Here is a 26,263-nt window from a genome sequence, read left to right as displayed (position 1 = left end):
GACTAAATACTAATATATTAATCGCAGTGGTTGGATTTTTATCGCACCACTACTAGTTTGTTATTTATTGTTTTCAGTCATTCGGTGGATAATCTCTGTTCATGTGGCGTGCTATTTCTTTCCTTGCTTGAAATTAATCGTCCGATATATGTTTTCTTTTCGTCCGACAGTTGTTGAATTATCGTCCGACAACTGTTGAATTATCGTCCGAGAGCTGTCGGACGAATAGATATTGGCGAATGGATATATAGTGGCTTGAATTTTCGGCAATAAATGCGCGCATCTTGTGCTCAAGCTGATGGGGATGCCGCCGATATGGACGGGAAGCACTCCGAACAGATTGCCGAAGTATTGTTATACAAAAGGAGTTTTTTAGAACATTTATTCCGTAAAACCGAACTTTAAGAAAAAGTTTTCTTCCGTACCTTTGCCATCTGAATTAGGTGAAATTAAGGTATGAAGTTGTTTTTTAGGGTATTTCTGTTTATCCAGCTGGTTACTCTTCCATTGAGAGCACAATATATGGTGCAAGGCGTTGTCATCGATTCGTTGACGAAGGAGCCACTGCCTTATACGTCAGTTTATCTGAAAGGAACTACGGAGGGGGGAATGACGGACAATAACGGCCGTTTTTCCTTCAAGACCTGTCGTCCGGAGGCCACTCTGGTCATTTCGACTGTGGGATATAATGAATATGTCCGGCTTATTCATCCCGCAAAGTCTTCTAAATTCAATATTGCCCTTTCGCCAGCCACTTATGCACTGGATGAGGTGGTGGTGAAGCCGAAACGTGAACGGTATAAGAAAAGGAATAATCCCGCAGGGGAGTTTGTACGCAAGATGATAGAACATCGGGATGACTATTCGCCCGACGAACGCGACTTTTGGAAACGTGACCGCTACGAAAAAATGACTTTTGCCATCAATAACTTCGACAGCCTGAAGCAGCAGAAGTGGCTTTACCGTAAGTTCAAGTTCCTGACGGATTATGTCGATACCTCTGCCGTTACTGGCAGGCCGTTACTGGCCATCTCCAACCGTGAGTTGCTTGCCACAGACTATTACCGCAAGTCTCCGCATAGCCGCAAACAGTGGGTCGCTGCCCGCAGGCAGGCAGGAGTGGACGAAATGCTTTCCCGGCAGGGTATGGAGCAGGCTATCAGTGTCACTATGACTGATGTAGACCTTTATGAGAACAACATCACCTTGTTCACCAATAAGTTTGTCAGTCCGCTTTCCTCCCTTGGACTGTCTTTCTACAAATATTATCTGATGGATACGATTACTGTTGCCGGAAAGCCTTGTGTTGACTTGACATTTGTTCCTTTCAACTCCGAGTCGTTCGGTTTTACGGGACATTTGTACGTCATGCTGGACAGCACCTATTTTGTAAGGCGTGCCGTCATGAACTTTCCTCAGAAAATCAATTTGAACTTTGTGGACTACATGAAGATTGAGCAGAATTTTGACCGTGCGGAGAACGGTACGCGGCAGTTGCTCAATGAGAGTATCACTACGGAGTTCAAGTTGGTGGACAATAGTGACGGCATTTATGCCAAGCGGGATGTGTATTACAGAAACTATCAGTATGAACCGGATGACAAGGCTCGGCAGGCTTTTCAAAAACCTGAAAAAGTGATTGAAGAGGCATCGGCTTCCGGCTATTCGGAAGCATATTGGGATGCCAACCGCCAGGTGGAGGTCGGCAAGAAAGAGACTTCGGTGGACAAGATGATGGCCCAGTTGCGCAGCTATCCCGTTTATTTCTGGACGGAGAAAGTGCTGAAGGTGCTGTTTACGGGGTATATTCCCGCTCCGAAGGAAAAAGAACCTTTGTTCTATATCGGTATGATGAATACCACTATCAGCGGAAACACACTGGAAGGGGTGCGCTTGCGTGCCGGCGGTATGACGACAGCATGGCTCAATCCGTATTTGTTCGGCAGGGGCTATTTGGCATACGGTTTTCGCGACCATCGTGTAAAGGGACTTGCCGAACTGGAATATTCTTTTCATAAGAAGAAGGAGTATGCCAATGAATTTCCTATACATTCATTGAAGCTCCGTTACTTGTCAGACGTCAATCAATATGGACAACACTATCTTTATACCAGTCAGGACAATGTTTTTCTTGCCTTGAAACGTCAGAAGGATGACCGTATAGGCTATCAGCGGAAGGCGGAGCTGACCTATACCAATGAGTTTCATTCCGGCTTTTCCGTACAGATGACGGCGCGCCTGCGTAAAGATGAATCATCCCATCTGATTCCTTTCATCAAGCAGGGTGACCGTAATACATATGTAAAGAGTATTTCGACCGGTGAGCTCGAATTGAAGCTGCGCTATGCTCCCAATGAGAAATTCTTCCAGACCCAATGGAACCGCTTCCCCGTTTCGCTGGATGCTCCGGTCTTTTCGCTTACACATACCATGGCTGCTAAAGGAGTACTGGGGGGAGACTATACCTATCACTATACGGAAGCGGGTTTTCAGAAGCGTTTCTGGTTCTCGGCATTCGGCTATACGGACGTTATCCTGAAAGCCGGAAAAGTTTGGAATAAAGTTCCTTTTCCTCTGCTCATCATTCCCAATGCAAACTTGTCCTATACCATACAGCCCGAGTCTTATTCATTGATGAATGCCATGGAATTCATGAACGATGAATACGCTTCCTGGGATGTGACTTATTACTTGAACGGCTGGCTCTTCAACCGCATTCCTTTTTTGAAAAAGTTGAAATGGCGTGAAGTACTTTCCTGTCGCGGCTTGTATGGAAATTTGAGTGATAAGAACAATCCGGCTTTTCAGCAGGATTTGTTCCGTTTTCCTGCCGGAAGTACCACCATGGGGCATACGCCATACGTAGAGGCTGGTGTAGGCATTGAAAATATTTTCAAGGTGTTGCGTGTCGATTATGTATGGCGTCTGACTTACCGAAATTTACCGGATATGGACAAATCCGGGCTCAGAATCAGTCTACATATGACATTTTAACTTAAATCTTACTAATAGAACATTAAATCGGATAAAATGACTAATCCCAATTGGGTAAAATGCCCTAAATTTGAGCAATTTTTTAAACTCTAAATAATACAATGGCAATGAAAGAAAACATTAAGCCGGCAACCGGACGCTTGGGCGTGTTGGTAGTCGGAGTAGGTGGTGCGGTTGCAACCACCATGATTACCGGTACATTAGCTGCTCGCAAGGGCTTGGCAAAAGCTATAGGCTCAATCACACAAATGGCTACCATGCGCATGCAGGATGGCAAAGAAAAACTTATCAAAGACATAGTGCCTTTGGCTGATTTGAATGATATCGTTTTTGGTGGTTGGGACATTTTCCCGGACAACGCCTACGAAGCTGCTATGTATGCCGAGGTCTTGAAAGAGAAAGATTTGAATCTGGTAAAAGACGAACTGCAAGCCATCAAGCCGATGCCTGCTGCATTCGACCACAATTTTGCAAAACGTTTGAACGGTACGCACATCAAGAAAGCTGCCGACCGCTGGGAAATGACAGAACAGTTGCGTGAGGATATCCGTAACTTCAAGGCAGCCAATAACTGCGAGCGTATTGCCGTGCTGTGGGCGGCAAGTACGGAAATTTATGTTCCGATGTCCAAGGAACACGAATCTCTCGCTGCTTTGGAACAGGCAATGAAGGACAACAATACCGAGGTAATTTCTCCGAGCATGTGCTATGCATACGCTGCCATCGCAGAAGGCGCTCCGTTCATTATGGGTGCTCCCAATCTGTGTGTGGACATTCCGGCTATGTGGGAATTCTCCAAGAAAATGAATGTGCCCATTTCTGGTAAGGACTTCAAGAGCGGCCAGACTTTGATGAAGACAGTGCTTGCCCCGATGTTCAAGACCCGTATGTTGGGTGTAAGCGGCTGGTTCTCTACGAATATTCTGGGTAACCGTGACGGTGAGGTACTTGACCAACCGGAGAACTTCAAGACAAAAGAGGTCAGCAAGCTGTCTGTTATCGACAATATCTTCGAACCGGAGAAATATCCAGACTTGTACGGTGATGTTTATCATAAGGTACGCATCAACTACTATCCTCCCCGTAAGGATAATAAGGAAGCATGGGACAACATCGATATTTTCGGCTGGATGGGCTATCCGATGGAAATCAAGGTTAACTTCTTGTGCCGCGACTCCATTCTTGCTGCTCCCATCGCGCTCGACTTGGTTCTTTTCAGTGATTTGGCATTGCGTGCAGGCATGTGCGGCATTCAGACGTGGCTGTCCTTCTTCTGCAAGAGCCCGATGCACGACTTCGAGCATGAGCCGGTACACGATTTGTTCCAGCAATGGCGCATGGTGAAAGAGACTCTTCGCAACATGGTGGGTGAGACAGCACCGAGTTACCTGGACTAAAAAAACAGTGATAAGGTGATAAAAATAAGGTGGTAAGGTGATAGAGTGATAGCACTTTACCACTTTATCACTTTTATTACTTTCTTGCATTTGTCACTTTACCGTTTTTATCGCATTTATCACCTCATTACTTTTTTGATGAAAAAAAACTCCTTCCTCCCAGTCATTATCGGTACGGGCTTTGGCTCGGGCTTTTCTCCTTTTGCACCTGGCACTGCGGGAGCTTTGCTGGCTACGCTTATCTGGTTCGGGTTGTCTTATCTGGTTTCAAGTGTCTGCCTTTTGTGGCTGACAGTAGCATTGATTTTGGTATTTACACTTGCCGGTGTCTGGGCTGCCAACCGTCTGGAGGCATCTTGGGGCAAAGACCCTTCGCGTGTGGTGGTCGATGAAATGGTTGGCGTGTGGATTGCCCTGCTTGCGGCGCCCGCCGGACACGTATGGTATGCATTGGGGGCATTTGTATTGTTCCGTTTGTTTGATATATTCAAGCCCCTGGGCATTCGCCGTATGGAAAGTCTGCCGGGTGGAATAGGGGTAATGGCGGACGATATTCTGTCCGGAGTCTACGGATTTATAATTTTGATTGTGACAAGATGGATAATCAGCTGAAAATAAGCGGCAGATATTTGTCATGGCGTCATTCTGTCTGGATCTTCTTCAAGGCCCAGATTTCTGCGCAATTCGCAAGCTTTGTCGATTTTCTGGTGACTATCCTTCTGGTAAAGGCTTTTGCTGTTTTTTATCTTTATGCCACATTCACGGGATCTGTGGTGGGAGGCATTGTAAACTGTGCCGTTAATTACGGATGGGTGTTCCATGCCAGCAACTGCAAGAAAACGCATGTTGCCGTCAAGTACCTCTTTGTCTGGGGAGGCAGCATTATACTGAATACTTGGGGTACTTTTGCATTGACTGAATGGCTTACCGGCATGACATGGGTAAATGGATTGTGGGGATATTATATAGACGATGTATTTATTCTCTCGAAGATAATTGTAGCAGTGTTGGTAGCTTTTTTTTGGAACTACCATCTGCAACGTTTTTTCGTTTATCGTAATCACAATATAAAAGGCTTTCTGAAACATTATTTAGAAAACAAAAAAGACGAATATGAATTATAGAGATTGGTTGCAGCAGGTGATATACAAGATTATCAACCCTGTGGTGCATGGTATGATTAACATTGGCATTACGCCTAACTTTATTACGACTACGGGGCTGGTGCTGAATATCGTGGCGGCTGCCTTGTTTGTGTATGCCGGAGTGTGTAAAAGTGGCGAACTGGCCTATGTGGGCTGGGGAGGCGGTATTGTGCTCTTTGCCGGGTTGTTTGATATGATGGACGGCCGCGTGGCGCGTGTGGGTAAAATGAGTTCTACTTTCGGTGCGTTGTACGATTCCGTACTCGACCGTTACAGCGAGCTTATGACATTGTTCGGCATCTTCTATTACTTGATGCTGCAAGGCTATTTGTGGGGCTCCATCATTACATTCATTGCGTTGATAGGTTCGCTGATGGTGAGTTACGTGCGTGCCCGTGCCGAAGGCTTGGGACTGGAGTGTAAGGTAGGTTTCATGCAGCGTCCCGAACGCGTTGTACTGACTGCCCTCGGTGCCATGTTCTGCGGTATCTTCAGTGATTGTACCTTGTTCGACCCGATGATGATACTAATTGTGCCTATGGCAGTGATTGCAATATTGGCGAATTTGACGGCATTTGCGCGCTTGGCACATTGCTATAAATTACTGAAAAACAAGGATGAAAACTAGTTTGTTTCCCTCTGTGAGAGAGGCTGTGCCGGTGATTGTTATCACGGCGTTTTTCATGATTCTGACAGCGGTCTGTATCGGGCTTCGTCCGGAACATTTCCTGATGACGGGTGTATTTTGGATATTGTTCTTTGCCGGACAGACAACCCGTAAGTTGGCAGTGGCGCTGTTGCCGTTTTTCGTATTCGGCATTTCGTATGACTGGATGCGTGTATATCCCAATTACCAGGTGAATCCCATTGATGTAAAAGGACTTTATGAGGCAGAAAAATCCCTTTTCGGCTTCTCTGTAGACGGTACTGTCCTTATTCCTTGCGAATATTTTGCTTTGAACTATTGCCCGGTAGCCGATTGCTTTGCCGGGATATTCTATCTCTGCTGGGTACCCGTTCCCATTGCATTCGGGCTGTGGCTTTATCTGAAGGGCGACCGTAAGGTATATCTTCGCTTTGCGATGGTATTTCTGCTGGTTAATCTTATCGGTTTTGCCGGCTATTACATCCATCCCGCTGCTCCACCTTGGTATGCCATGAATTATGGTTTCGAACCTATACTCGACACTCCGGGTAATGTGGCAGGCTTGGGGCGCTTTGACGAACTGCTGGGATGCTCCGTCTTCAACTCTATTTACGGAAGGAATGCCAATGTATTTGCAGCGGTGCCCTCGCTTCATGCCGCCTATATGGTGGTAGCTTTGGCCTACGCTGTTATAGACCGCAGCAGGAAGTGGCTGATAGCGTTGTTTTCGGTGATTATGGTCGGTATCTGGTGGACGGCTGTCTATTCGGGACATCACTATCTGATTGATGTGATGCTGGGCATCTCTTGTGCATTGCTGGGTATTTGGGTGTTCGAGAAAGGACTGATGAAGTGGGGGGCGTTCGGACGCTTCTTTGAAAGATACAGTCGATACATTGAATAAGATATACAATGAATAATTTTGTTCTTTATAGTCCTACGGAGTTTGTTTTTGGCAAGAATACTGAAGTGCAGGTCGGTGCATTGGCGCGTAAGTATGGTGCGCAAAAAGTGATGATAGTGTATGGAGGCGGTTCTGTCGTATGTAGCGGACTGCTGGGGCGTGTAAAGCAATCTTTACAGGAAGCTGGTGTGGCTTATTGCGAAATGGGAGGTGTCCGACCTAATCCCGTTGACGGGAAAGTGTACGAAGGTATTCGGCTTTGTCGTCGTGAACAGGTGGATATGATGCTTCCTGTGGGGGGTGGTTCGGTCATAGATACGGCGAAAGCCATTGCTGCCGGAGTCCTGTATGATGGCGACTTCTGGGATTTCTTTATCGGTCGTGCCAAGGTGGAGAAAGCGCTGAAAGTAGCCGTGGTGCTGACTATCCCGGCTGCCGGAAGCGAAGGCTCGGGCAATGCGGTAATCACCAAGACAGAGACACTCCAAAAACTGGGTCTTTGCGCTCCTGAGCATTTGCGTCCCGTATTCTCCGTCATGAATCCTGAACTGACCTACACCCTCCCGGCTTATCAGACGGCTTGTGGTATTGCCGACATGATGGCTCACATCATGGAACGTTACTTTACGAATACTTCGGATGTGGAAATCAGTGACCGGCTTTGCGAAGGTACCTTGACAGCTATCATTAAAGAGGCTTACCGAGTGAAACTGCAACCGGACGACTATGCCGCGCGTGCCAACATTATGTGGTGTGGCACTGTGGCGCATAACGGAACTTGTGGGGTAGGGCGTGAGGAAGACTGGGCATCCCATGCACTGGAACATGAAATCAGTGCTATCTATGATGTAGCCCATGGTGCCGGTCTGGCTGTCATCTTCCCTGCCTGGATGACCTTTATGGCGGAACATAATCCGGCAAAGATTGCCCAGTTTGCCCGTCGTGTTTTTGATATACCCAAGTCCGATGATTTGGAAGAGATGGCTTTGGCAGGTACTGCCCGTTTGAAACACTTTTTTCGTTATATGGGTTTGCCGGTCAGCTTTAAGGAGTTGGGCATTGAACATCCCGATATAGACCGTATGATTGCCAGCCTGCAGCGCAATAAAGGCGAACTGCTTGGTAACTACGTGAAGCTGACCATGACCGATTGTAAGGAAATATATCGCTTGGCTTTATAGCGTACGCTGCTTTTCGGGAAGAATTTCCCGAAGGAAGGATTAAAAAAAGCGGTGAAGACAAATACTCTTCACCGCTTTTTTTATTTGATTTCGATTTCTTCCTTCATGTCTATCTCTTCCCCTTGCAGGTCGTAGAATACATATTCCAGAAATGCAAGTTTCTGGCTTGGAATAATCTTGATACCAAATCCGTACTTCATCTGCCACTTCCGTTTCAGGGAGACGAGTCCCTGATTGACATAGGCTGCAATGTACGGGTGGATGTGTAACGAGAATTTCTTTATCTTCAATTTGTTGACCAGATAATCAATCTTACTCTCTAAGGTGTCCGTAAAGAGGATGGACGATTTGATGGTGCCTTTGCCGAAACAGGTGGGACAGGTTTCAGTCGTATTTACATCCATAGCCGGGCGCACACGCTGGCGTGTAATTTGCATCAGTCCGAATTTGCTGAGCGGCAGGATGTTGTGACGTGCTCTGTCTTTCTGCATATTGGCACACATACGTTCGTAAAGCTTCTGTCGGTTTTCGGCTTCGTTCATGTCGATGAAGTCCACCACGATGATACCACCCATATCCCTTAGTCTGAGCTGGCGTGCCAGTTCGTCGGCTGCACCCAGATTCACTTCCAGTGCGTTAGCCTCCTGCCCGTTGGCATTCTTGGTGCGGTTACCGCTGTTCACGTCTACTACGTGAAGCGCCTCAGTATGCTCAATAATCAGGTAGGCACCACTTTTGTATGAAATGGTCTTGCCGAATGACGACTTGATTTGTTTGGTGATGCCAAAATTGTCGTAAATGGGGAGTTGTCCTTTGTACAGCTTCACGATTCCTGCCCGTTCAGGGGCGATGAGGGTTACGTAATCCTTGATTTCGTGGTACACTGCCTCGTTGTTCACGTGGATGTTTTCGAAGGAAGGATTGAACAAGTCACGCAACAGTCCTACGGCGCGGCTGGTTTCTTCGTAAATCAGTGTCGGAAATTTGGTGGCTTTCTGTACTTTTGTGATGGCATCTTCCCAATGTTTCAGTAATACTTTAAGCTCTCCGTCAAGTTCGGCTACACGTTTTCCTTCGGCCACAGTGCGGACGATGACACCGAAGTTCTTCGGTTTGATGCTCATCAGCAGTTGCTTGAGGCGTGCGCGCTCTTCGCTCGATTTAATTTTTTGTGATACGGAAACCTTGTCGTTAAAGGGAATCAGTACGAGGTATCTTCCGGCAAAGGAAAGTTCGGAAGTCAGTCGCGGCCCTTTGGTCGAAATAGGTTCCTTGACAATCTGCACCACTACTTCTTGTCCTACCTTGAGTGTGTTGGAAACCGTTCCGTCCTTTTCAAGGTCGGGAAGTATGGTTGCTTTGGTAATGGGATTCAGCTTCTTTTTGTCGCTTAAAGTTTGCTTTACGTACTTCTCTAACGAGTTAAATTGAGGACCCAAGTCCAGATAATGAAGAAAAGCGTCTTTCTCGTAACCCACGTCCACGAAGCAGGCATTCAGGCCAGGCATCAATTTCTTGACGCGTCCCAAATACATGTTGCCCACTGAGAAGGAAATATTTCTTCCTTCGCTCTGGAGTTCCACCAGCTGCTTGTCTTCAAGCAGTGCGATGGATACCTCTTTGGGCTGTACGTCTACAACGAGTTCGCTTGTCACAATAATTGGCTTTTAAATGATTCAATTTACTACTTAAACAAAGAACAAACCCGCGAGATATTTTGCTTCACAAGTTTGTTCTTTATTTTGTCCTTCAGACTAAAAATTACTTTTTACTTTTATGTCTGTTCTTTCTTAGTCTTTTTTTACGCTTGTGCGTAGACATTTTATGTCTTTTTTTCTTCTTTCCGCTTGGCATAGCTTCAAAATTTTATGGGTTAATACTATTGTTTATTATTTCTTCACTGAGAGGGTGAACGTTTTTGCAGGCTTAAATGCCGGAATGTTATGTTCCGGAATGATTATTGTAGTGTTCTTGGAGATGTTGCGAGCAGTTTTCTGAGCTCTTTTCTTCACTACAAAACTACCAAACCCGCGGAGGTAAACATTTTCATCTTTGGATAAAGATGCCTTTACTGCGTCCATGAATGCTTCAACGGTTGTAAGTACGGTTGTCTTATCAATTCCGGTGTTCTTTGTAATTTCGTTTACAATATCAGCTTTAGTCATTTTTCTTTAAAAAAAATATTATTACTATAGTTTTCCTAATTTTTTGGACTGCAAATATATAGCTTTTCCGTGTCTCTAAAAAATATATTTCGGACAATTTTCTAAAAAAGTCTTGGCATTAAGCTTTGTTAGGTTGAAAATGAAGTATTTTTGTAGCATGAATATTTTTAGCGGAACATTGTTGGACTGGTATGCGGAGAATAAACGCGACCTTCCGTGGCGAAATACCACGAACCCTTATCTGATATGGATTTCTGAAATCATCTTACAACAGACGAGAGTGGCGCAGGGCTATGAGTACTTTTTGCGTTTCATAAAACGCTTTCCGGATGTGGCATCGCTGGCTGCTGCGTCTGAGGACGAAGTGATGAAATATTGGCAGGGCCTGGGGTACTATTCCCGTGCCCGTAACCTGCATGCCGCAGCCAGAAGCATGAAGGGGACATTCCCGAAAAACTACGTTGAGGTACGTGCCTTGAAGGGGGTGGGAGATTATACGGCAGCGGCCATCTGCTCCTTTGCCTATGACATGCCTTATGCGACGGTCGACGGGAATGTATATCGGGTGCTTTCCCGTTATTTCGGCATTGATATTCCTATTGATTCTACCGAAGGGAAAAAGACTTTTACTGCTTTGGCGGGAGAGATGCTCGATAAATCCCGACCGGCAGATTATAACCAGGCGATTATGGACTTCGGAGCCGTGCAGTGTACGCCGCAGTCGCCCAATTGCCTGTTTTGTCCTTTGTCCGACAGCTGCCGGGCCTTGTCGGAAGGCAAGGTGCAGCAACTGCCCGTGAAGCAGCACAGAACAAAGACCACCAACCGCTATTTTAATTATATATATGTACGCATGGGCGCGCATACCTTAATAAATAAGAGGACGGAGGACGATATCTGGAAAAATCTCTTTGAATTGCCTCTAATCGAAACGGAAAAAGATTTATCCGAAGAGGAATTTCTGTCATGTCCGCAGTTTCATGCGCTGTTTGCAGAGGGAGAGGTGCGGATAGTCCGTACTCTACTTCGGGGAGTGAAGCATGTATTGTCCCACAGAGTGATTTATACCAATTTCTATGAGGTCACTCTGCCCGATGATTCGGACTCCTTTTCAGGTTACCAGCAGGTTGCGGTCGAAGATTTGGACCGTTATGCGGTGCCTCGGCTGATACATGCTTTCTTGGAGAAATATGTATAAAAGTTGTCTGTATTCTTGCATGGTGTGAATATTCTCGTTAATTTTGGCAGCAATTTAATAAAATAGAAGCTTATGTCAGTAAATAAAGTGATATTGATAGGAAATGTGGGACAAGACCCTAAAATAACCTATTATGAAGGTGGAAATTGTGTTGCCCAGCTTTCTTTGGCCACTACGGAGAAAGGATATACTTTGCAGAATGGTACACAGATTCCAGACCGTACCGAATGGCATAACTTGATATTCCGTGGCCGTTTAGGCGAAATCGTTGAGAAATATGTGCACAAGGGCGACAAACTTTACGTGGAAGGTAAGATACGTACTCGTTCTTATGATGATCAGGGAGGTATCAAGCGCTATGTGACCGAGATATTTGTCGACAATATGGAGATGCTGACTCCGAAAACTGCAACTCCCGGTGCTGCCCCTTACGCGCCGCAGGCGGGTGCGACGGCCCGACCGCAACAACCAGTACAACCGCAGGCTACTCCTGCACAAGATAATCCGACGGACGACTTGCCGTTCTAATTGTTTAACTAAAACCAAAATCTTTGGATCCAGACGCTTATTTATGCCAGTTGGCAGATGTTTTTAACGGTATATCCGTACAGACTCCTTCTATTTCGGCCATTGTAGCCATTGTGTTGGCAGGTTTGCTTTTGCTCGTTTCCGGCTTTGCATCAGCTTCTGAAATAGCCTTTTTCTCTCTTTCTCCGTCAGACTTGAATGTAATAGCGGAGAGAAAGCATCCTTCGGATGAGAAAATCAGTAATTTGCTGGATAACAGCGAACGTTTGTTGGCGACGATTCTGATTACAAACAACTTCGTGAATGTAACCATAATCATGCTCTGCAACTTCTTCTTTATGAATGTATTTCAATTTCATTCTCTCATTGCAGAGTTCCTTATTCTGACAGTAATCCTTACGTTTCTGCTGTTGCTTTTCGGTGAAATCATGCCTAAGATATATTCAGCTCAGAAAACGTTGGTTTTCTGTCGTTTCGCTGCTCCCGGCATTACGTTTTTCCGTTCTGTATTCTACCCGATGGCATCCATGTTGGTGCGTTCCACTTTTTTCTTGAACAAGCATGTGGCCCGCAAGAACCATAATATATCGGTTGATGAACTTTCACATGCCTTGGAACTGACTGATAAGGCGGAACTTTCGGAGGAGAATAATATTTTGGAAGGCATCATCCGCTTTGGCGGAGAGACCGCCAAGGAGGTCATGACCTCCCGTCTCGATGTGGTGGATTTGGATATTCGTACCTCTTTCAAGGATGTGGTGAAGTGTATTGTGGAGAATGTTTATTCCCGTATTCCCATCTATGCAGACAACTGTGACAATATCAAGGGGGTGCTTTACATCAAGGACTTGCTTCCTCACCTGAACAAAGGGGACAATTTCCGCTGGCAGTCGTTGATTCGTCCCGCTTACTTTGTGCCTGAAACCAAGATGATTGATGATTTGCTGCGCGACTTCCAGGCAAACAAGATTCATATTGCCATTGTAGTTGATGAGTTCGGCGGTACGTCGGGAATTGTCACTATGGAGGACATTATCGAAGAGATTGTGGGTGAGATTCATGACGAATATGATGATGAAGAACACACGTATGCTGTACTGAATGACCACACGTGGGTGTTTGAAGCTAAAACCCAGCTGACCGATTTTTATAAGATAACGAGGATAGATGAGGAAACGTTCGATGAGGTGGCAGGGGATGCCGATACACTTGCCGGACTTCTGCTGGAACTGAAGGGAGAATTTCCTGCTCTTCATGAAAAGGTAACCTACGACTGTTATGAGTTCGAGGTGCTGGAGATGGACAATCGCCGTATCTTGAAAGTGAAGTTTACAATAAATGTCCCGGCAGCCCCCAATGCTTCTTCTCTTTAATTATTAATTTTTTAATTGTTTCGTGCCTCTTTTTTTGCAACATACTGCTCCTTCCTGCCGATGGGGAATTTGGAAAACGGAGGAATCTCCGGAGGAATTACTGGCTATGCTCCCTCATCAGGAAGTGTACCGAGAAGATATGTTGCGTTTCACCGCGGCACACCGCCGTCTGGAGTGGCTGGCTGTCCGCGTATTACTTTATACGCTGTCTGGAGAAGAGAAAGAGATTGCTTATCATCCCAGTGGGAAACCTTATCTGGCAGATGCTTCCGCCTCCCTCAGTATTTCGCATACAAAAGGTTATGTGGCTGTTGTTTTGGGATTGCCGGGTCGGGAAGTAGGCATTGACATTGAGCAGTATGGTGAGCGGGTAAGGAAGGTGGCGCATAAATTCATGCGCGAAGATGAACAGCCGTCCGTATTTCGGGGAACCGACATTTGGTCACTGTTGCTGCACTGGTCGGCCAAGGAGACAATATTCAAATGCCTGAATGCTTCCGAGGTTGATTTCCGCGGACATATGCGCATTTTGCCTTTTGCTGTAAATGAAAGCGGCATATTCTCCGCCGAAGAATATCGTACGGTGGAGAAACGTCGGTTCGCTATTCATTATTATTTGTTTCCGGATTTTGTCTTGACATTGAGCTTGTAAATCGCTTACAGTCTTTCCGGCGGGTGGCTATAAATCCGCCCATTGGTGGTCGCTCATGGCACCGGTGCCCGAGTCGGTGATGAGATTGATATATAAACCTGTTCTGATTTGTGTTGGAATACGTTGTAGTGGGCCTAAAGTATGACTTTTTGTAATACAAATGTCCGGGCGAAATCACTTCGGCCGGACATCATCAAATAAACTTGGCAGAGTTTATTACCTTCTTTACTTTCTCTGAATAAGGTTTGATGAATGAAATGATGGACGATTTGCCCGGTTCATTAGACTCAACGCTTTTTCCTCGAAAGCAATGATAAAATGTGCATGGCAGGTCTTCTGACTTGTTTCTGTTGTAGACGCCTTCCCGGAAGAGTGTTCCAGTGGCATAGAGGGTGATTGCCTGCAACATTGTGCGAAACTTACAGCAGCGGGACTGTTCAGGATTTACACCTGATTCCCTTTTAATCGCTTTCCCTGAAGAGGGGAGCGAACCAATGCATGACAAAGATAGGGATTCTTTTTGAGAAAACAATTCTATGAGTGATAAATTTTCTTCCCCGCTCTCTTTCTTTCTGCCGACAAGTTGGCAAGGTTTTGCCACCTTCTTGGCAAGACTTTGCCGCCTTGTTGGCAAAGCTTTGCCATAATCATGGTAAAAGCTTGCCAAAAGCATGGTGATAAGTTGGCAAAACCACTCTCTGATTAATAACGACTTAAGATGATTTGCGCAATCCGTTACATCAGTAAGGTGAAAACCGATACAAGCCACACTTGCCACAAGAACCTTCTCCGGAGGTTTGCAAAGCATGTTGTTTGGTGTGGTAAAACGGGCTGTTATCTCTCTTTTGCCAGTGTGAATACAAACTCCAGTCCTCCGCCTTGGTTGTTTTTGGCAGAGATGGTACCTCCATGGATGAGGACTGCATTCTTCACTATGGCGAGTCCCAGGCCGGTGCCTCCTAATTTGCGCGAGCGTCCTTTGTCTACACGGTAGAAGCGTTCGAACAAACGGTTCAGATGTTCGGGAGAAACACCGATACCGGTATCGGCAAAACTGAAATAATAGTAATTCTCGTCTTCGCGGAAACAACTGATGTTGATGTGTATGTTGGTGCCGGCATAAGCGATGGCGTTGTCCATGAGGTTGCGGAAGGTGGAGTAGAGCAAGGAGTAATTTCCCCGCAGCTGTATCTTCGGTTTCAGGGAGTTGACAATGGTGATTTGCTTCTGTTCCAGTTCCAGGGACACTTCGTTGATGATGTTTGCAACCAGCATGCTGATGTCTACCTTTTCCATGTCAATCATATTGGCGGCTTCGTCCATACGAGTCAATACGGATATGTCGCGTAGTAGGCGGCTCAGGCGGTTGCTTTGCGCGTAACAGCGTTCCAGGAAAACCTGCATTTTTTCAGGCGCAATGTTTTCGTTGTTTACGATAGTTTCCAGATAACCTTGTATACTGCTTACGGGAGTTTTCAGCTCGTGGGCAATGTTTTGGGTCAACTGTCGTTTCAGCCGTATTTGCTCCTCTTCTTGGGTTATGTCGTTGATGGAGATTTCAAAGCTGAGGTCTTGGAAGATGATGCACTCCACGATGAAGGTGCGTCCGTTCTTGTTGATGTGGATGGACATTCTTCGTTCTTCGTTGTAGGAGGGGCGTCTCTGAGCCTTGTTGATGAAATCTGTTATTTTCTGGAATTCGCAGATGGAGAATATCTCTTCGGTAGTTTGCAGGTTGGAGTCTGAAATCAGATTGCCGTATTGGGTGAATAGGTTGTTTACCAATATCTCCTTTTTGTCTCTGTTGAATACGCCCAGTCCTTCGCGGGAGGTCTGCAAGTGGGTGATGAGCTTTTCGCGTTCGATGTAAAGCGCCTCTTTCGTTTCGCGCAGGTGCTTGTATATCTGTATGATGTGCTGTGAAATCTCTCCAAGTTCATTATGGGGGAAGGCCGTTTGTATATCTATTTCTACAGGCTCGTTTTTGTCAGCTCTTTTGGCAAATTCGCGCAGATGATTGATGGCACTGCCTAGTTTGGAGGTGAATCTGTAGAAGATAAATATCAGCAGCAGTGATACGATGACTGTGAACCAGATGTAGTGTGGGTCGGCAGCCAGGCTGTTTATCAGGTTGACATTATAGGGCAAGGCCGAACGGATGATGTAGTCTTCGTAGACTGTGGCTGAATAAAAATAGGTTTTGCCGGTGGTTTCCGAAATGCGCCGCATGTCATATCCCTTGCCGTTTTTCAGGGCTCTCTGTACTTCAGGCCGCTTGATGTGATTGCCCAAGTCGTGGTTATTGTTCCGGGAGCTGTCAAACAGTACGTTGCCGTGTAGGTCTACCACCGTGACACGCAGTTCCTTGTCCATCTGTTTGGATATGTAGCTGTTCAGCAGGGAAGTCCATATACTGTCGGGGAGGTGATGCAATTCTTGGTGCAGTCTGCCATTATAGTCTTGCAGCTGCATGTCCAGCAACTCTACTTTATATTCTTTCTCTCGCTGATATTGGTAAGCGATGAAGCATGCGGCGAATGCTAGAAACAATGAGATGACGGAAAGAAACAGTTTCCGGCTGAAGGACAGAAAGTGCCTGTCTTTATTATTCGGCTTCGAAGCAATACCCATATCCCAAACGTGTTACGATGCATTTGCCATAAATTCCGATTTTCTTGCGCAGACGTGTGATGTTCACGTCGATGGTGCGGTCTAGCACATATACTTCGTCGCTCCAGATGCGGTTCAGTATGTCTTCGCGCGAGAATACGCGTCCTTTGTTCTGCAAAAGCAGCAATAAGATCTCGAATTCCTTTTTGGTGAGCGGTGCCTCTTCGCCATCAATGCAGACTTTTTTCTTGATGATGTCCAGCACCAGCGTCTTGTAGGAAATCTGTTCCGGTGCATGCTCCGTTTCTCCTTGCCGGGTGCGTCTCAGTACGGCTTTGACACGTGCCGCCACTTCGCGCAGCGAGAAGGGTTTGGATATGTAGTCGTCCGCTCCCAGGTTGAAACCGGTCACCGTGTCGTTTTCCGTATCTTTGGCGGTGATGAAGATGATGGGTATCCGGGCCGTTTCTTTGTCCTTTTTCAACATGCTTGCCATTTTGAAGCCGGAAATTTCTCCCATCATCACATCCAGCAATAAAAGATTGTAATTGCAGATGTCCATTTTCAGCGCTTCTTCGGCAGAGTTTGCCGTATCTACTTCATATCCTTCGTTTTCGAGATTGAACTTCAGGATTTCACATAAATCTTCTTCGTCGTCCACTACTAAAATACGGTAATCATTCATTGCTTTGTTGTTTATGTATGATAAGAGTAAAACAGTTCTCTTGTCACAAAGTTAAGCTTTATTTTTTTTTATTGGCAAAAATAGGGCAATCCGAATGCAGAATTTTCATGTTTATGTGAAAAGTTATGCTGAGGTGCAGGCTATTTTTACTTTCTTTAGTGCAAAAGTGAGGTAAAATTGTTACAGAATGATGAAGCAAGTGTTACATTTGGGTTACATTTAGTTCTTGTTTATCTAAGAAAATCAAAAGCGTTTCTAAAAGGACCGTTCCATTAAAATATTATCTTTGCTTCGTAAATACTGAATTGTATGAAAGAACTTATGTACATCAAGAGTTGCTCTAAGAGGCGTTTGCCGGTTATTGTGGGAACTCTGCTTTTGGTGATAATCGGCTCTGTCTGGCTGAATACGGTTCCTTTCCGTTCGGACTTTGAGATTGCGGATGAGCTGGGCGGCAACATATTTCCTTCCAGCATCCTTTCGGTGGCGACTACCGACGCTCAGGTCATCGTGCCGGCGGATTCCATGTACGTGGGCAATCCGAAGTCATGTATTGCTGTCCGCATCCGGTCAAGGAATGCTTATAGTCGGGTGCGGGTAGAAGTTGCGGAGACTCCGTTCTTTTCCCGTTCCGTGTCGGAGTTCGTACTGGCAAAACCGCGTACGGAGTATATCATCTATCCTGATATCATATGGGATTACGAAGCTTTGAAGAACAACAACCAGGCGGAACCCATCAGTGTGGCCGTTATGGTAGAGATGAATGGTAAGGATTTGGGCCAGAGGGTGCGTACTTTTTCCGTTCGCAGCATTAATGAATGCCTGTTGGGGTATGTCACGAATGGTACAAAATTCCATGATACCGGCATCTTTTTTGCAGCTTATGTAAATGAGGAGAATCCTATGATTGACAAACTGTTGCGTGAAGCGCTGGATACGCGTATCGTCAACCGGTTTTTGGGTTATCAGGGAGGTGCCGAAGTGGTGGACAAACAAGTTTATGCCTTGTGGAATGTATTGCAGAAGCGTAAGTTCCGTTACAGTTCGGTGTCCAATACGAGCCTTTCCAGCAATGTGGTCTTTTCACAGCGTGTGCGCACGTTCGATGATGCGCTGGAATCTTCGCAAATCAATTGTGTGGATGGTAGCGTGCTTTTTGCCTCTTTGCTCCGTGCTATCAATATGGAACCTATATTGGTGCGTACTCCGGGGCACATGTTTGTAGGATATTATACCGATTCCGGTCATAAAGACATGAATTTCCTTGAAACGACCATGATTGGTGACGTGGATTTGGATGATTTCTTTCCGGACGAACAGTTGGATTCGACGATGGTGGGAAAGTCACAAAACCAGATGTCGCGCATTACCTTTGACAAGTCCAAGGAGTATGCCAATAAGAAGTATGCACAGAACAAGGAAGGTATTCATTCCGGCAAACTGAACTATATGTTTCTGGAAATATCCAAAGAGGTGAGAAGGAGAATACAGCCGATAGGAAAGTAGGGTTGAAGGAATCTGCTTTTGTTAACGGATTGTTAATAACTGTCGTAATCGATTTCTGTGCTAATTAATAGTTGAACACTGTTTTTGGGATAATTTGTAGATTTGTTCGGTTAATTATTTGTTGTAAGTGTGAAATTAGATTTCTTTTTTTAGTGGGCTTTATCGGTTTTCCTGGAGTAATAGTGTCGAAAAAAAGAGGTGATAAATGTCTTATTGCTCTAATTTGTCTTTTTTATATTTCATATATATCGAGTATGTGTATAAAATAGTTGTTTGTGACGAGAAATTGCCTTGTTTGTTAGTCAATATGATATATTTATAATAAATGTGGTTATTATTAAATCTTTGTTTTAAGCATTGTATAAGTACAAATCCAAATATTTTAATATTTATTTAGTGTTTTTTGGCTTAATAGATTTAGATATTGCTAAATTTATTTATATGTTTGCAAACAAATCCAAATAATAGAGCTTATGAAAAGAAATTATTGCTTATCATTAGTGTTGCTTGCACTATTTGGGATGGCTATACCTTATTCGGTAAATGCAGCCGAGAATGTGCCAAGTTCCCAGAGTACTCAGCAAGCAAAAAAAATCACAGGTAAAGTTGTAGATGCAGCAGGCGAGCCGATTATCGGTGCCAGCGTATTAGTGAAAGGTTCTGGTACGGGTGCCGTGACGGACATTGACGGAAGATTTTCTGTAGAAGCACCGGTGGGTAGCACACTGGAGGTGTCTTTTATCGGGTACAAAAGTGTTACAATAAAAGTGACGAATGCCACTGCTTATAATGTAACGTTGCAGGATGATTCTCAGGCGCTGGACGAAGTGGTGGTGACGGCTATGGGTATCAAGAAAGAGCGCAAGGCTTTGGGGTATTCAATGGAAGATGTGAAATCGGATGAATTGATGAAGGTGAAAACTGCCAACCCGATTTCCTCCCTTTCGGGTAAGGTGGCCGGTGTGAATATCACTCAGTCCTCGGGTGCTGCGGGTGCAGGTGCACAGATTATTCTCAGAGGAGGTACATCAGGTTCTGAAGGGAAGGATAACCAGCCGCTTTTTGTTGTGGACGGTTTGATTTATGATAATTCATCATCAGTGATAGGTAATTCTGCTTTTGACGGTTCTACGCGTTCGGCTTCTACTACTTCCAATCGTTTGATGGATATTAACCCGGAAGATATTGAAAGCATGTCTGTTCTAAAAGGACCTGCAGCTGCGGCTCTTTATGGTTCGCGTGCTGCCAATGGCGTCATTCTGATTACGACGAAGCAAGGTAAGGAAGGAATGGTAGAAGTGAATATAAATTCCAAGTTTACCAGTTCTTGGGTAAAGGATTTGCCGAAGGTTCAAACGGAATATGCCAGAGGATTTATGGAAGACCTCTATGGAGCAAATAAGGAATATACAGGTACTTCGTTCAATGATTTTGCCTATACTTCCTGGGGTGAAAGAACTAATGCGAAGACGTATGACAATATAGGTGATTTCTTTCAGACTGGCAATGTTTTCGATGAGAGTGCCAGCGTGTCAGGAGGTAGCAAGAATAGTAAGTTCTATTTGTCCGGTTCGTTTTATGACCAGGCAGGTGTCGTACCTGAAACCGGTTATCGGAAGTATGCTTTCCGTTTCAACGGAGAGCAGAAAGTAGGCATATTTACATTTAATGCAAGTGCTGCTTATTCTGATGCCCATACCGATAGAACCTTGACCGGAGCCGGTTTGTATGGCTCTTCCGGTAATGGGGCTTTGTACGGGGTTTACAACTGGTCTCCATTTGACGATATGACCCGTTATTTGAATGAAGACGGTTCGCGTTATCGTATGTTCGGTGACCGTCTTGATCCATGGGAGGAACGTGACAATCCCTATTGGATTGTGAATAAAAACCGTATTTTCGATGATACGGACCGCTTTACCGGTATGGTTAGCTTAAAGGCTGATATTACTAAATGGTGGTTCTTGTCCTATAAAATAGGATTGGACCAATATACGCAAACAGCTTCCAACAGATTGGCAGCCAATGGTGTGCTCAAACAAGTTTGGCAGAATGGAATGATGAGTGATAATACAATGCGCTTCCGCTATATGTCTCATGATTTTATGTCGAATATATCGAAGAGGTTTGGAGATTTTGACTTGAACTTGTTGTTGGGGGCTACTATTGACGAGACTAAGACAGACCGCGTGTCTATGATGGCATACAACTTTACGGTGCCCGATTTCTTCTCTTATGCCAATGCGAAAGATACAGAAAAACGTTTTTCTCACGGAGCCTCCAAGAAAAGGCTTGTCGGCTTGTTTGGAGAGTTTCGCGCTTCTTGGAACAATATGTTGTATCTGACTGTTTCCGGACGTAACGACTGGACTTCTACGCTGCCTATAGAGAATCGCTCTTATTTTTATCCGTCCGTCAGTGGGTCATTTGTATTTACAGAGATGTTGCACAAGTTAGGTTGGATGTCTGACAGCGTGCTTAATTTTGGTAAGATTCGTGCTTCTTGGGCGAAAGTGGGTAAGGATACGGGGGCATATGAGACGGCTACTGCACTTTGGCCTGTTGGAGCTTTCTTGAATGGTCTGGTTGGTGCCGGTAATACTTGGACACGTGGTAATCCGTACTTGAAGCCGGAAATGACTAAATCAACAGAAATCGGCTTGGAATTGAGTTTCTTCAAGAATCGTTTGCACATAGATTATGCTTATTATACCAATGATTCTTATAATCAGATTCTTTCTCCGCGTGGTCCTCAATCCACTGGTTACATATTCTGTTCCATCAATGCCGGTAATGTATATAACAAAGGTATGGAACTGAGCATTTCAGGTATCCCTGTGCAGACCAAAGACTTGACTTGGGAAGTTGGGTTCAATATGGCCGGTAACCGAGGTACTTTGGATGGACTTCCTGATGGCATGGACGTAATGTATGTTACGGATGTTCAGTATGCCGGTGCACAGGCTGCTTCTTTCAATGGCGGTGATTTTATGGCTATTGCCGGTACAGAATGGAAGAGAAATGAAGACGGAAAACTTATTTTGGATAAGAACGGAATGCCTACTTTTGATTCTGCACTTTCTGCTGTAGGTAATCGTGAAGCAACATTTACGGGTGGGCTGAATAACACATTGACCTGGAAAGGATTTACTTTCAATATGTTGTGGGAGTTCCGCGTAGGTGGTGATGTTATCAACGGCACTCGTTATGCGATGGATAATTCAGGTGTGAGCCGTTTTTCCGGTGATGTGCGCAATCGTCCTTTGACTGTGGAAGGTGTGGATGCGAATGGCAATGCCGTAAGCCATACTTGGGAAGCGGATAAGACTTATGTCTTTAATGAAGTGGAAAAGAGTGGCTATAATATCATAAAGGATTATTATCAGAACTATTATCCAAAGAATACACGGAACTATATTACTGAAGTCAATTCATTGAGACTTCGTTCTGTTTCTCTCTCTTATGATTTCCCGAAAAAGTGGTTGCAAAGAGTGGGATTTGTAAAGCGGGCCTCTGTATCTGTTGCTGCCACCAACCTGCTGCTGTTCACTAATTATGACGGTGATCCTGAAGTGGCTGCTGCCGGTGCCGGTGTGGGAGGCTCCTCTTCTGTCGGTTTTGACTATTGTGGTGTTCCTGCTACGTCGGGTATGTCCTTTGGGTTGAACTTGACATTCTAAACATATTTCGGAATACTAAAAAGAAAATTGTATGAAAGATATAAGAACATTTTTATTGGGTGGGGTAAGTTTGTTGACGCTTGCGTTTACCTCATGTAGTGACTGGTTGGATTGCAACGTCGATCCGGAAAATCCGTCATCGGAGAGTGCTACCTTTCAAACCCGTTTGCCGCATATCGAGTTCTATACGAACAGTGCCAACCAATTTGGGGCTTGGCGTTCGTCCATGTCTATGGGCGACTGGACCAGATATTACAATGGGGGAACTTATTGGAATATGTCTTGTTGGGCACCTAATTGGAAATATAAAGATGGACCTTCTACCACTCCTTACCAATGGTGGTTTGTAGGAGCCGGATGCAACATTGAGGATATGTATAAGAAGGCTATGGCAGCAGGTGCCTGGCATTATGTGGGTGTGGCAAAGGTGATTCGTGCTTACGGCTTTATGCTGATGACGGATATTTACGGTGAAATGCCCTATACCTATGCTTTGGGAGAGGATGAAACTCCTGCCTATGACAATGGAAAGACCATCTATCTGGGATGCCTGAGCGAGTTGGATGAGGGCATCGAACATCTGCAAAAGACACAAGAACCGTCACTCCCTTCACTGGCAGAGGGTGATTTCTGGAATAGCGGCGATGTGAATAAATGGTTAAAACTTGCCTATCTGCTGAAAGCTCGCTATTGCAATAAATTATCAAAGAAAGCTGCCGGAAGTTATAAAGAAGGTAAGTATGATGCGGATGAGATATTGGCTTGTTTGGCAAAGGCTCAACAGAGTAATGCAGACAATACCATTATCAACCATACAGATGACAACGGCCCTAAACACGATGATTTAGGTTGGAATGAACCGGTAGATTATTCTCCGCTCTTTTCGGTATGCGGCATGAATGGTGGCTATATGGTGACTAAAATGCTTTACGACAACCTGACAAACTTTGCCGGTTTGGGAGTGGAAGATCCGCGTGCGGACAAGATAATCCCTTGGGCATGGTCTCAGAAATCTGCGAATTCACCGGCAGGGATTAAGTTTAAGGATGGATGGAGACGTTCATTGGGCGTGGATATGGTTTCCGGTGACTCTCCAAACTTGGTGGGTGGACCGTTGAGAGCAGGATTTAGCAAGGCAAAAGGTGGCTGGTGGATTGATTCTGATTCTGAAACGCGCAAAGGAGATACAGTTTATGTGGAAGGTACCAGCTGGTGCAAGGGCTATCAGGGTAAGCAGGATTTGCTGTATAGGCGAGATGGTACAGACGCTTCCAAAGAATCAGGTTCGTTCTATACACGTGTTTCTTCGCCTACTTATGTGGGAACGTATGCAGAAGCTTGTTTCATTAAGGCCGAAGTCTTATTTAAACAAGGGGATAAAAATGGTGCGTTTACAGCTTATAAAGAAGGGGTAAAGGCAAGTATAGAGTGCATGAATGAGAAGCTGAATGTTTGGTGTACGGAAGATGCTTCATTGAAGTCTTGTCCGTCGTTTACTCCAATGGAGCAAGCAGACATTGATAAATTCTTGGCAAGTGGCATCGGTACTTCCGCAGATTTGAGTTTAGGTAAGATTATGACCCAGAAGCGTATTGCGTTGCACTTCTCCATGGAAATCTGGAATGATATGCGACGCTATGATTTTGACCCGGAAATCTTTTTTGGTTGGGGAATACCGGCCTACCACGACATTAATGAGGATGGACTGAAACATATTCCTGCCGGTAAGCATTACCGCAGATGGATGCAGTGCTCTCATGAGTTTAATTACAATGCCGCTAACTTGAAGGCTATCGGTTCGGAAGTGCCGGGAGCAGATACATCGTCTGATATGTGGAATACGGAAGATGATGCGTTTACCATTAATGTTTGGTGGGACTCTACTCAAGAATAAACAAGAATGTTTAATTTTATACATGTGAATTTATGAAGGCTGTATTGATTTCTGTATTGTTGGCGATATTGCCGATAGTAGGGCAAGTGAATAGTGAAGTGTCTATACGAGGGAAAATAGATATTCGTCCAGGTGAAACAACTCACTTGGGAGCATATCCCGATAACCTTTCTTATACTTATGTCTGGGATTTTGAGCAAAATAATGTAGAAGCGAATTTTAGCTATTCCACCTCTGGTAGTTCAATAACTATAACCCATCTGAATAAAACACAGTCTTCGCTTTTGGGTGTTTATTGTACAGTCTATGATGAGTCTGGTTATAATATTGGTACTGGATATACAGAAACTGTAGTACAATTTTGATATATTGAAGACTCTAAAAGGTCTTCATTCATAGATGATGATTGGAACAGCCGGTTCGTGAGAATCGGCTGTTTTTCGGTACGCCCAGCATGTGCGTGCGCTATAGGGTGTAAGTCCCGAACGAGCCCTGATAGTGGGAATCGTTAGCCCAAGGCAAGGGTGTCCTTCGCGAGGAGGGATCTGAAGGAAGCTTGCGGCAAACTCTCGGCTCTACGAACAGAAACTGATTATAAGGCTATATTTGGAGGACAAGTTTGCCAAACAAAACAAAGTCCTATAACTATCCGAATCCCGATATAGTAGAATCAGAGGGCATATGAGATGAAAGCGTACGTTCTTATCTGGGGAGGTCTCACGGACAGGTGCAACCCAACTGTATCTGGTTGAAACAAGATTTGTCGTGAGAAGTCAGCAGAAGCCATAGTACCTGTCACTCACCATAATGGGGAAGGGCTGAACCTTAATTACGTAAGATACCTGAATGTTACCTTATGAGGGGAAGAAAGCAGAACATAGAAACTCTATCCGACCAATCGGCGCAGAGGGTGGAACCTGAAGTCATGATTGGTATGCAGACTTTCATGGGGATAACTGAAAATCATCTTACAGCCATTAAACAGGAAAAAGGAGAGTTATTGGAATATATTCTTTCCCCTTCTAATTTAAACCTTGCTTATAAACAGGTAAAGAGTAACAAGGGTAGTGGCGGCATTGACCGTATGGAAGTGGATGAGTTGCTTCCTTATCTTCGTTGCCACAAGGATAAACTAATAACTTCCATTTATGATGGTAAATACCATCCGAACCCCGTGCGTCGTGTGGAGATTCCCAAATCGAATGGGAAGACACGTAACTTGGGTATTCCCACGGTGGTTGACCGTTTGATTCAGCAAGCCATCTCACAAGTGCTTCAACCTCTTTATGAACCTCAATTTTCACCAACCAGCTATGGTTTCCGCCCTCATCGTAGTGCTCATGATGCGTTATTAAAATGTGGCGAATATATCTCTGCCGGTTATGTGTTCACGGTCGATATGGATTTGGAGAAATTCTTTGATACAGTCTGCCATAGTAAGTTGATAGAAATCCTGTCACGTACCATCAAAGACGGTCGTGTCATTTCTCTGATTCATAAATATCTGAACTCCGGTGTACTTATAGGAGGCAAGAAAGAGGACAGTTCAGCCGGGGTTCCTCAGGGTAGTCCATTGAGTCCCTTGTCAAGCAATATAATGCTTAATGAGTTGGACAAGGAACTGGAGAAACGTGGGCATTTGTTCGTTCGGTATGCTGATGCCCTGGTCATCTTTTGTAAAAGCCGTCGTTCCGCCCAGCGTACA

20 protein-coding genes and 1 riboswitch are annotated in these 26,263 nt (G+C 44.9%); of the genes, 16 read left to right on the top strand and 4 right to left on the bottom strand.

Annotated features, from left to right (window positions below; genetic code table 11):
* Nucleotides 1-456: 456 nt before the first annotated feature.
* The 7 genes from E5355_RS16275 to E5355_RS16245 all read left to right on the top strand — a co-directional run bounded on the left by E5355_RS16275 (nucleotide 457) and on the right by E5355_RS16245 (nucleotide 8,267).
* Entirely contained in the window at nucleotides 457-2,994 is a 2,538-nt protein-coding gene (locus tag E5355_RS16275) for a DUF5686 and carboxypeptidase-like regulatory domain-containing protein (protein ID WP_136011180.1), read from the top strand.
* Nucleotides 2,995-3,101: 107 nt separating this feature from the next.
* Entirely contained in the window at nucleotides 3,102-4,391 is a 1,290-nt protein-coding gene (locus E5355_RS16270) for an inositol-3-phosphate synthase (RefSeq protein ID WP_136011179.1), read from the top strand.
* Nucleotides 4,392-4,529: 138 nt separating this feature from the next.
* Entirely contained in the window at nucleotides 4,530-5,003 is a 474-nt protein-coding gene (locus E5355_RS16265; RefSeq protein ID WP_136011178.1) for a phosphatidylglycerophosphatase A, read from the top strand.
* Nucleotides 4,988-5,515: a GtrA family protein gene (locus tag E5355_RS16260; RefSeq protein ID WP_136011177.1), complete on the top strand. Its 528-nt coding sequence runs from the start codon at nucleotides 4,988-4,990 to the stop codon at nucleotides 5,513-5,515. The genes E5355_RS16265 and E5355_RS16260 overlap by 16 nt, the downstream gene beginning before the upstream one ends.
* A complete protein-coding gene (locus tag E5355_RS16255; protein WP_136011176.1) occupies nucleotides 5,505-6,164 on the top strand; it encodes a CDP-alcohol phosphatidyltransferase family protein in 660 nt (219 codons plus the stop codon). The genes E5355_RS16260 and E5355_RS16255 overlap by 11 nt, the downstream gene beginning before the upstream one ends.
* Complete coding sequence (locus E5355_RS16250) at nucleotides 6,154-7,086, top strand: phosphatase PAP2 family protein (RefSeq protein ID WP_136011175.1); 933 nt, start codon at nucleotides 6,154-6,156, stop codon at nucleotides 7,084-7,086. The genes E5355_RS16255 and E5355_RS16250 overlap by 11 nt, the downstream gene beginning before the upstream one ends.
* An 8-nt stretch (nucleotides 7,087-7,094) precedes the next feature.
* Nucleotides 7,095-8,267 carry an iron-containing alcohol dehydrogenase gene (locus E5355_RS16245; RefSeq protein ID WP_136011174.1) on the top strand — a complete coding sequence of 391 codons (1,173 nt, stop codon included), beginning with the start codon at nucleotides 7,095-7,097 and terminating at the stop codon, nucleotides 8,265-8,267.
* Nucleotides 8,268-8,347: 80 nt separating this feature from the next.
* Here the strand turns inward: E5355_RS16245 and E5355_RS16240 are convergent, their stop codons facing one another.
* Nucleotides 8,348-9,922, bottom strand: coding sequence for an Rne/Rng family ribonuclease (locus tag E5355_RS16240; RefSeq protein WP_136011173.1), 1,575 nt, complete (start codon nucleotides 9,920-9,922; stop codon nucleotides 8,348-8,350).
* Nucleotides 9,923-10,156: 234 nt separating this feature from the next.
* Nucleotides 10,157-10,432 (bottom strand): HU family DNA-binding protein, encoded by a 276-nt coding sequence (locus E5355_RS16235; protein ID WP_005826750.1) that lies wholly within the window; start codon nucleotides 10,430-10,432, stop codon nucleotides 10,157-10,159.
* A 157-nt stretch (nucleotides 10,433-10,589) separates the two neighbouring features.
* On the opposite strand from E5355_RS16235, the gene mutY reads away from it, so the two are divergent.
* The 4 genes from mutY to E5355_RS16215 all read left to right on the top strand — a co-directional run bounded on the left by mutY (nucleotide 10,590) and on the right by E5355_RS16215 (nucleotide 14,183).
* Nucleotides 10,590-11,630, top strand: a complete 1,041-nt coding sequence (gene mutY, locus E5355_RS16230) for an A/G-specific adenine glycosylase (protein ID WP_136011172.1) — start codon at nucleotides 10,590-10,592, stop codon at nucleotides 11,628-11,630.
* A gap of 72 nt (nucleotides 11,631-11,702) precedes the next feature.
* The gene (locus E5355_RS16225) at nucleotides 11,703-12,158 is read left to right on the top strand and encodes a single-stranded DNA-binding protein (RefSeq protein ID WP_136011171.1); all 456 of its coding nucleotides are present in this window, start codon (nucleotides 11,703-11,705) and stop codon (nucleotides 12,156-12,158) included.
* A gap of 23 nt (nucleotides 12,159-12,181) precedes the next feature.
* The gene (locus tag E5355_RS16220; RefSeq protein ID WP_136011170.1) at nucleotides 12,182-13,531 is read left to right on the top strand and encodes a gliding motility-associated protein GldE; all 1,350 of its coding nucleotides are present in this window, start codon (nucleotides 12,182-12,184) and stop codon (nucleotides 13,529-13,531) included.
* A 22-nt stretch (nucleotides 13,532-13,553) separates the two neighbouring features.
* The gene (locus E5355_RS16215) at nucleotides 13,554-14,183 is read left to right on the top strand and encodes a 4'-phosphopantetheinyl transferase family protein (protein ID WP_136011169.1); all 630 of its coding nucleotides are present in this window, start codon (nucleotides 13,554-13,556) and stop codon (nucleotides 14,181-14,183) included.
* Between the two features lie 308 nt (nucleotides 14,184-14,491).
* Nucleotides 14,492-14,694: riboswitch (cobalamin riboswitch) on the bottom strand.
* A 323-nt stretch (nucleotides 14,695-15,017) separates the two neighbouring features.
* Here the strand turns inward: E5355_RS16215 and E5355_RS16210 are convergent.
* Together E5355_RS16210 and E5355_RS16205 are read right to left on the bottom strand one after the other, a co-directional pair.
* Complete coding sequence (locus E5355_RS16210) at nucleotides 15,018-16,814, bottom strand: sensor histidine kinase (protein WP_136011168.1); 1,797 nt, start codon at nucleotides 16,812-16,814, stop codon at nucleotides 15,018-15,020.
* Nucleotides 16,789-17,478, bottom strand: coding sequence for a response regulator transcription factor (locus E5355_RS16205; protein WP_136011167.1), 690 nt, complete (start codon nucleotides 17,476-17,478; stop codon nucleotides 16,789-16,791). Before E5355_RS16205 ends, E5355_RS16210 begins: the two co-directional genes overlap by 26 nt.
* Before the next feature lie 309 nt (nucleotides 17,479-17,787).
* Here E5355_RS16205 and E5355_RS16200 point away from each other — a divergent pair, with 309 nt between their 5' ends.
* The 5 genes from E5355_RS16200 to E5355_RS16180 form a co-directional block, all read left to right on the top strand.
* Nucleotides 17,788-18,984: a hypothetical protein gene (locus E5355_RS16200; RefSeq protein ID WP_136011166.1), complete on the top strand. Its 1,197-nt coding sequence runs from the start codon at nucleotides 17,788-17,790 to the stop codon at nucleotides 18,982-18,984.
* A 473-nt stretch (nucleotides 18,985-19,457) separates the two neighbouring features.
* Complete coding sequence (locus E5355_RS16195; protein ID WP_136011165.1) at nucleotides 19,458-22,664, top strand: SusC/RagA family TonB-linked outer membrane protein; 3,207 nt, start codon at nucleotides 19,458-19,460, stop codon at nucleotides 22,662-22,664.
* Between the two features lie 31 nt (nucleotides 22,665-22,695).
* The gene (locus tag E5355_RS16190; RefSeq protein WP_136011164.1) at nucleotides 22,696-24,558 is read left to right on the top strand and encodes a SusD/RagB family nutrient-binding outer membrane lipoprotein; all 1,863 of its coding nucleotides are present in this window, start codon (nucleotides 22,696-22,698) and stop codon (nucleotides 24,556-24,558) included.
* 32 nt (nucleotides 24,559-24,590) lie between these two features.
* Nucleotides 24,591-24,923, top strand: coding sequence for a hypothetical protein (locus E5355_RS16185; RefSeq protein ID WP_136011163.1), 333 nt, complete (start codon nucleotides 24,591-24,593; stop codon nucleotides 24,921-24,923).
* Between the two features lie 491 nt (nucleotides 24,924-25,414).
* On the top strand, nucleotides 25,415-26,263 hold an 849-nt coding region (locus E5355_RS16180), incomplete at its 3' end, for a reverse transcriptase domain-containing protein (RefSeq protein ID WP_210434537.1).

Origin of the sequence: Bacteroides muris (ex Afrizal et al. 2022) (assembly GCF_004793475.1) — a bacterium.
Classification (GTDB): domain Bacteria; phylum Bacteroidota; class Bacteroidia; order Bacteroidales; family Bacteroidaceae; genus Bacteroides; species Bacteroides muris.
The sequence above is the reverse complement of the archived record's forward strand: the minus strand, read 5'-3'. Positions and strand labels throughout refer to the sequence as shown.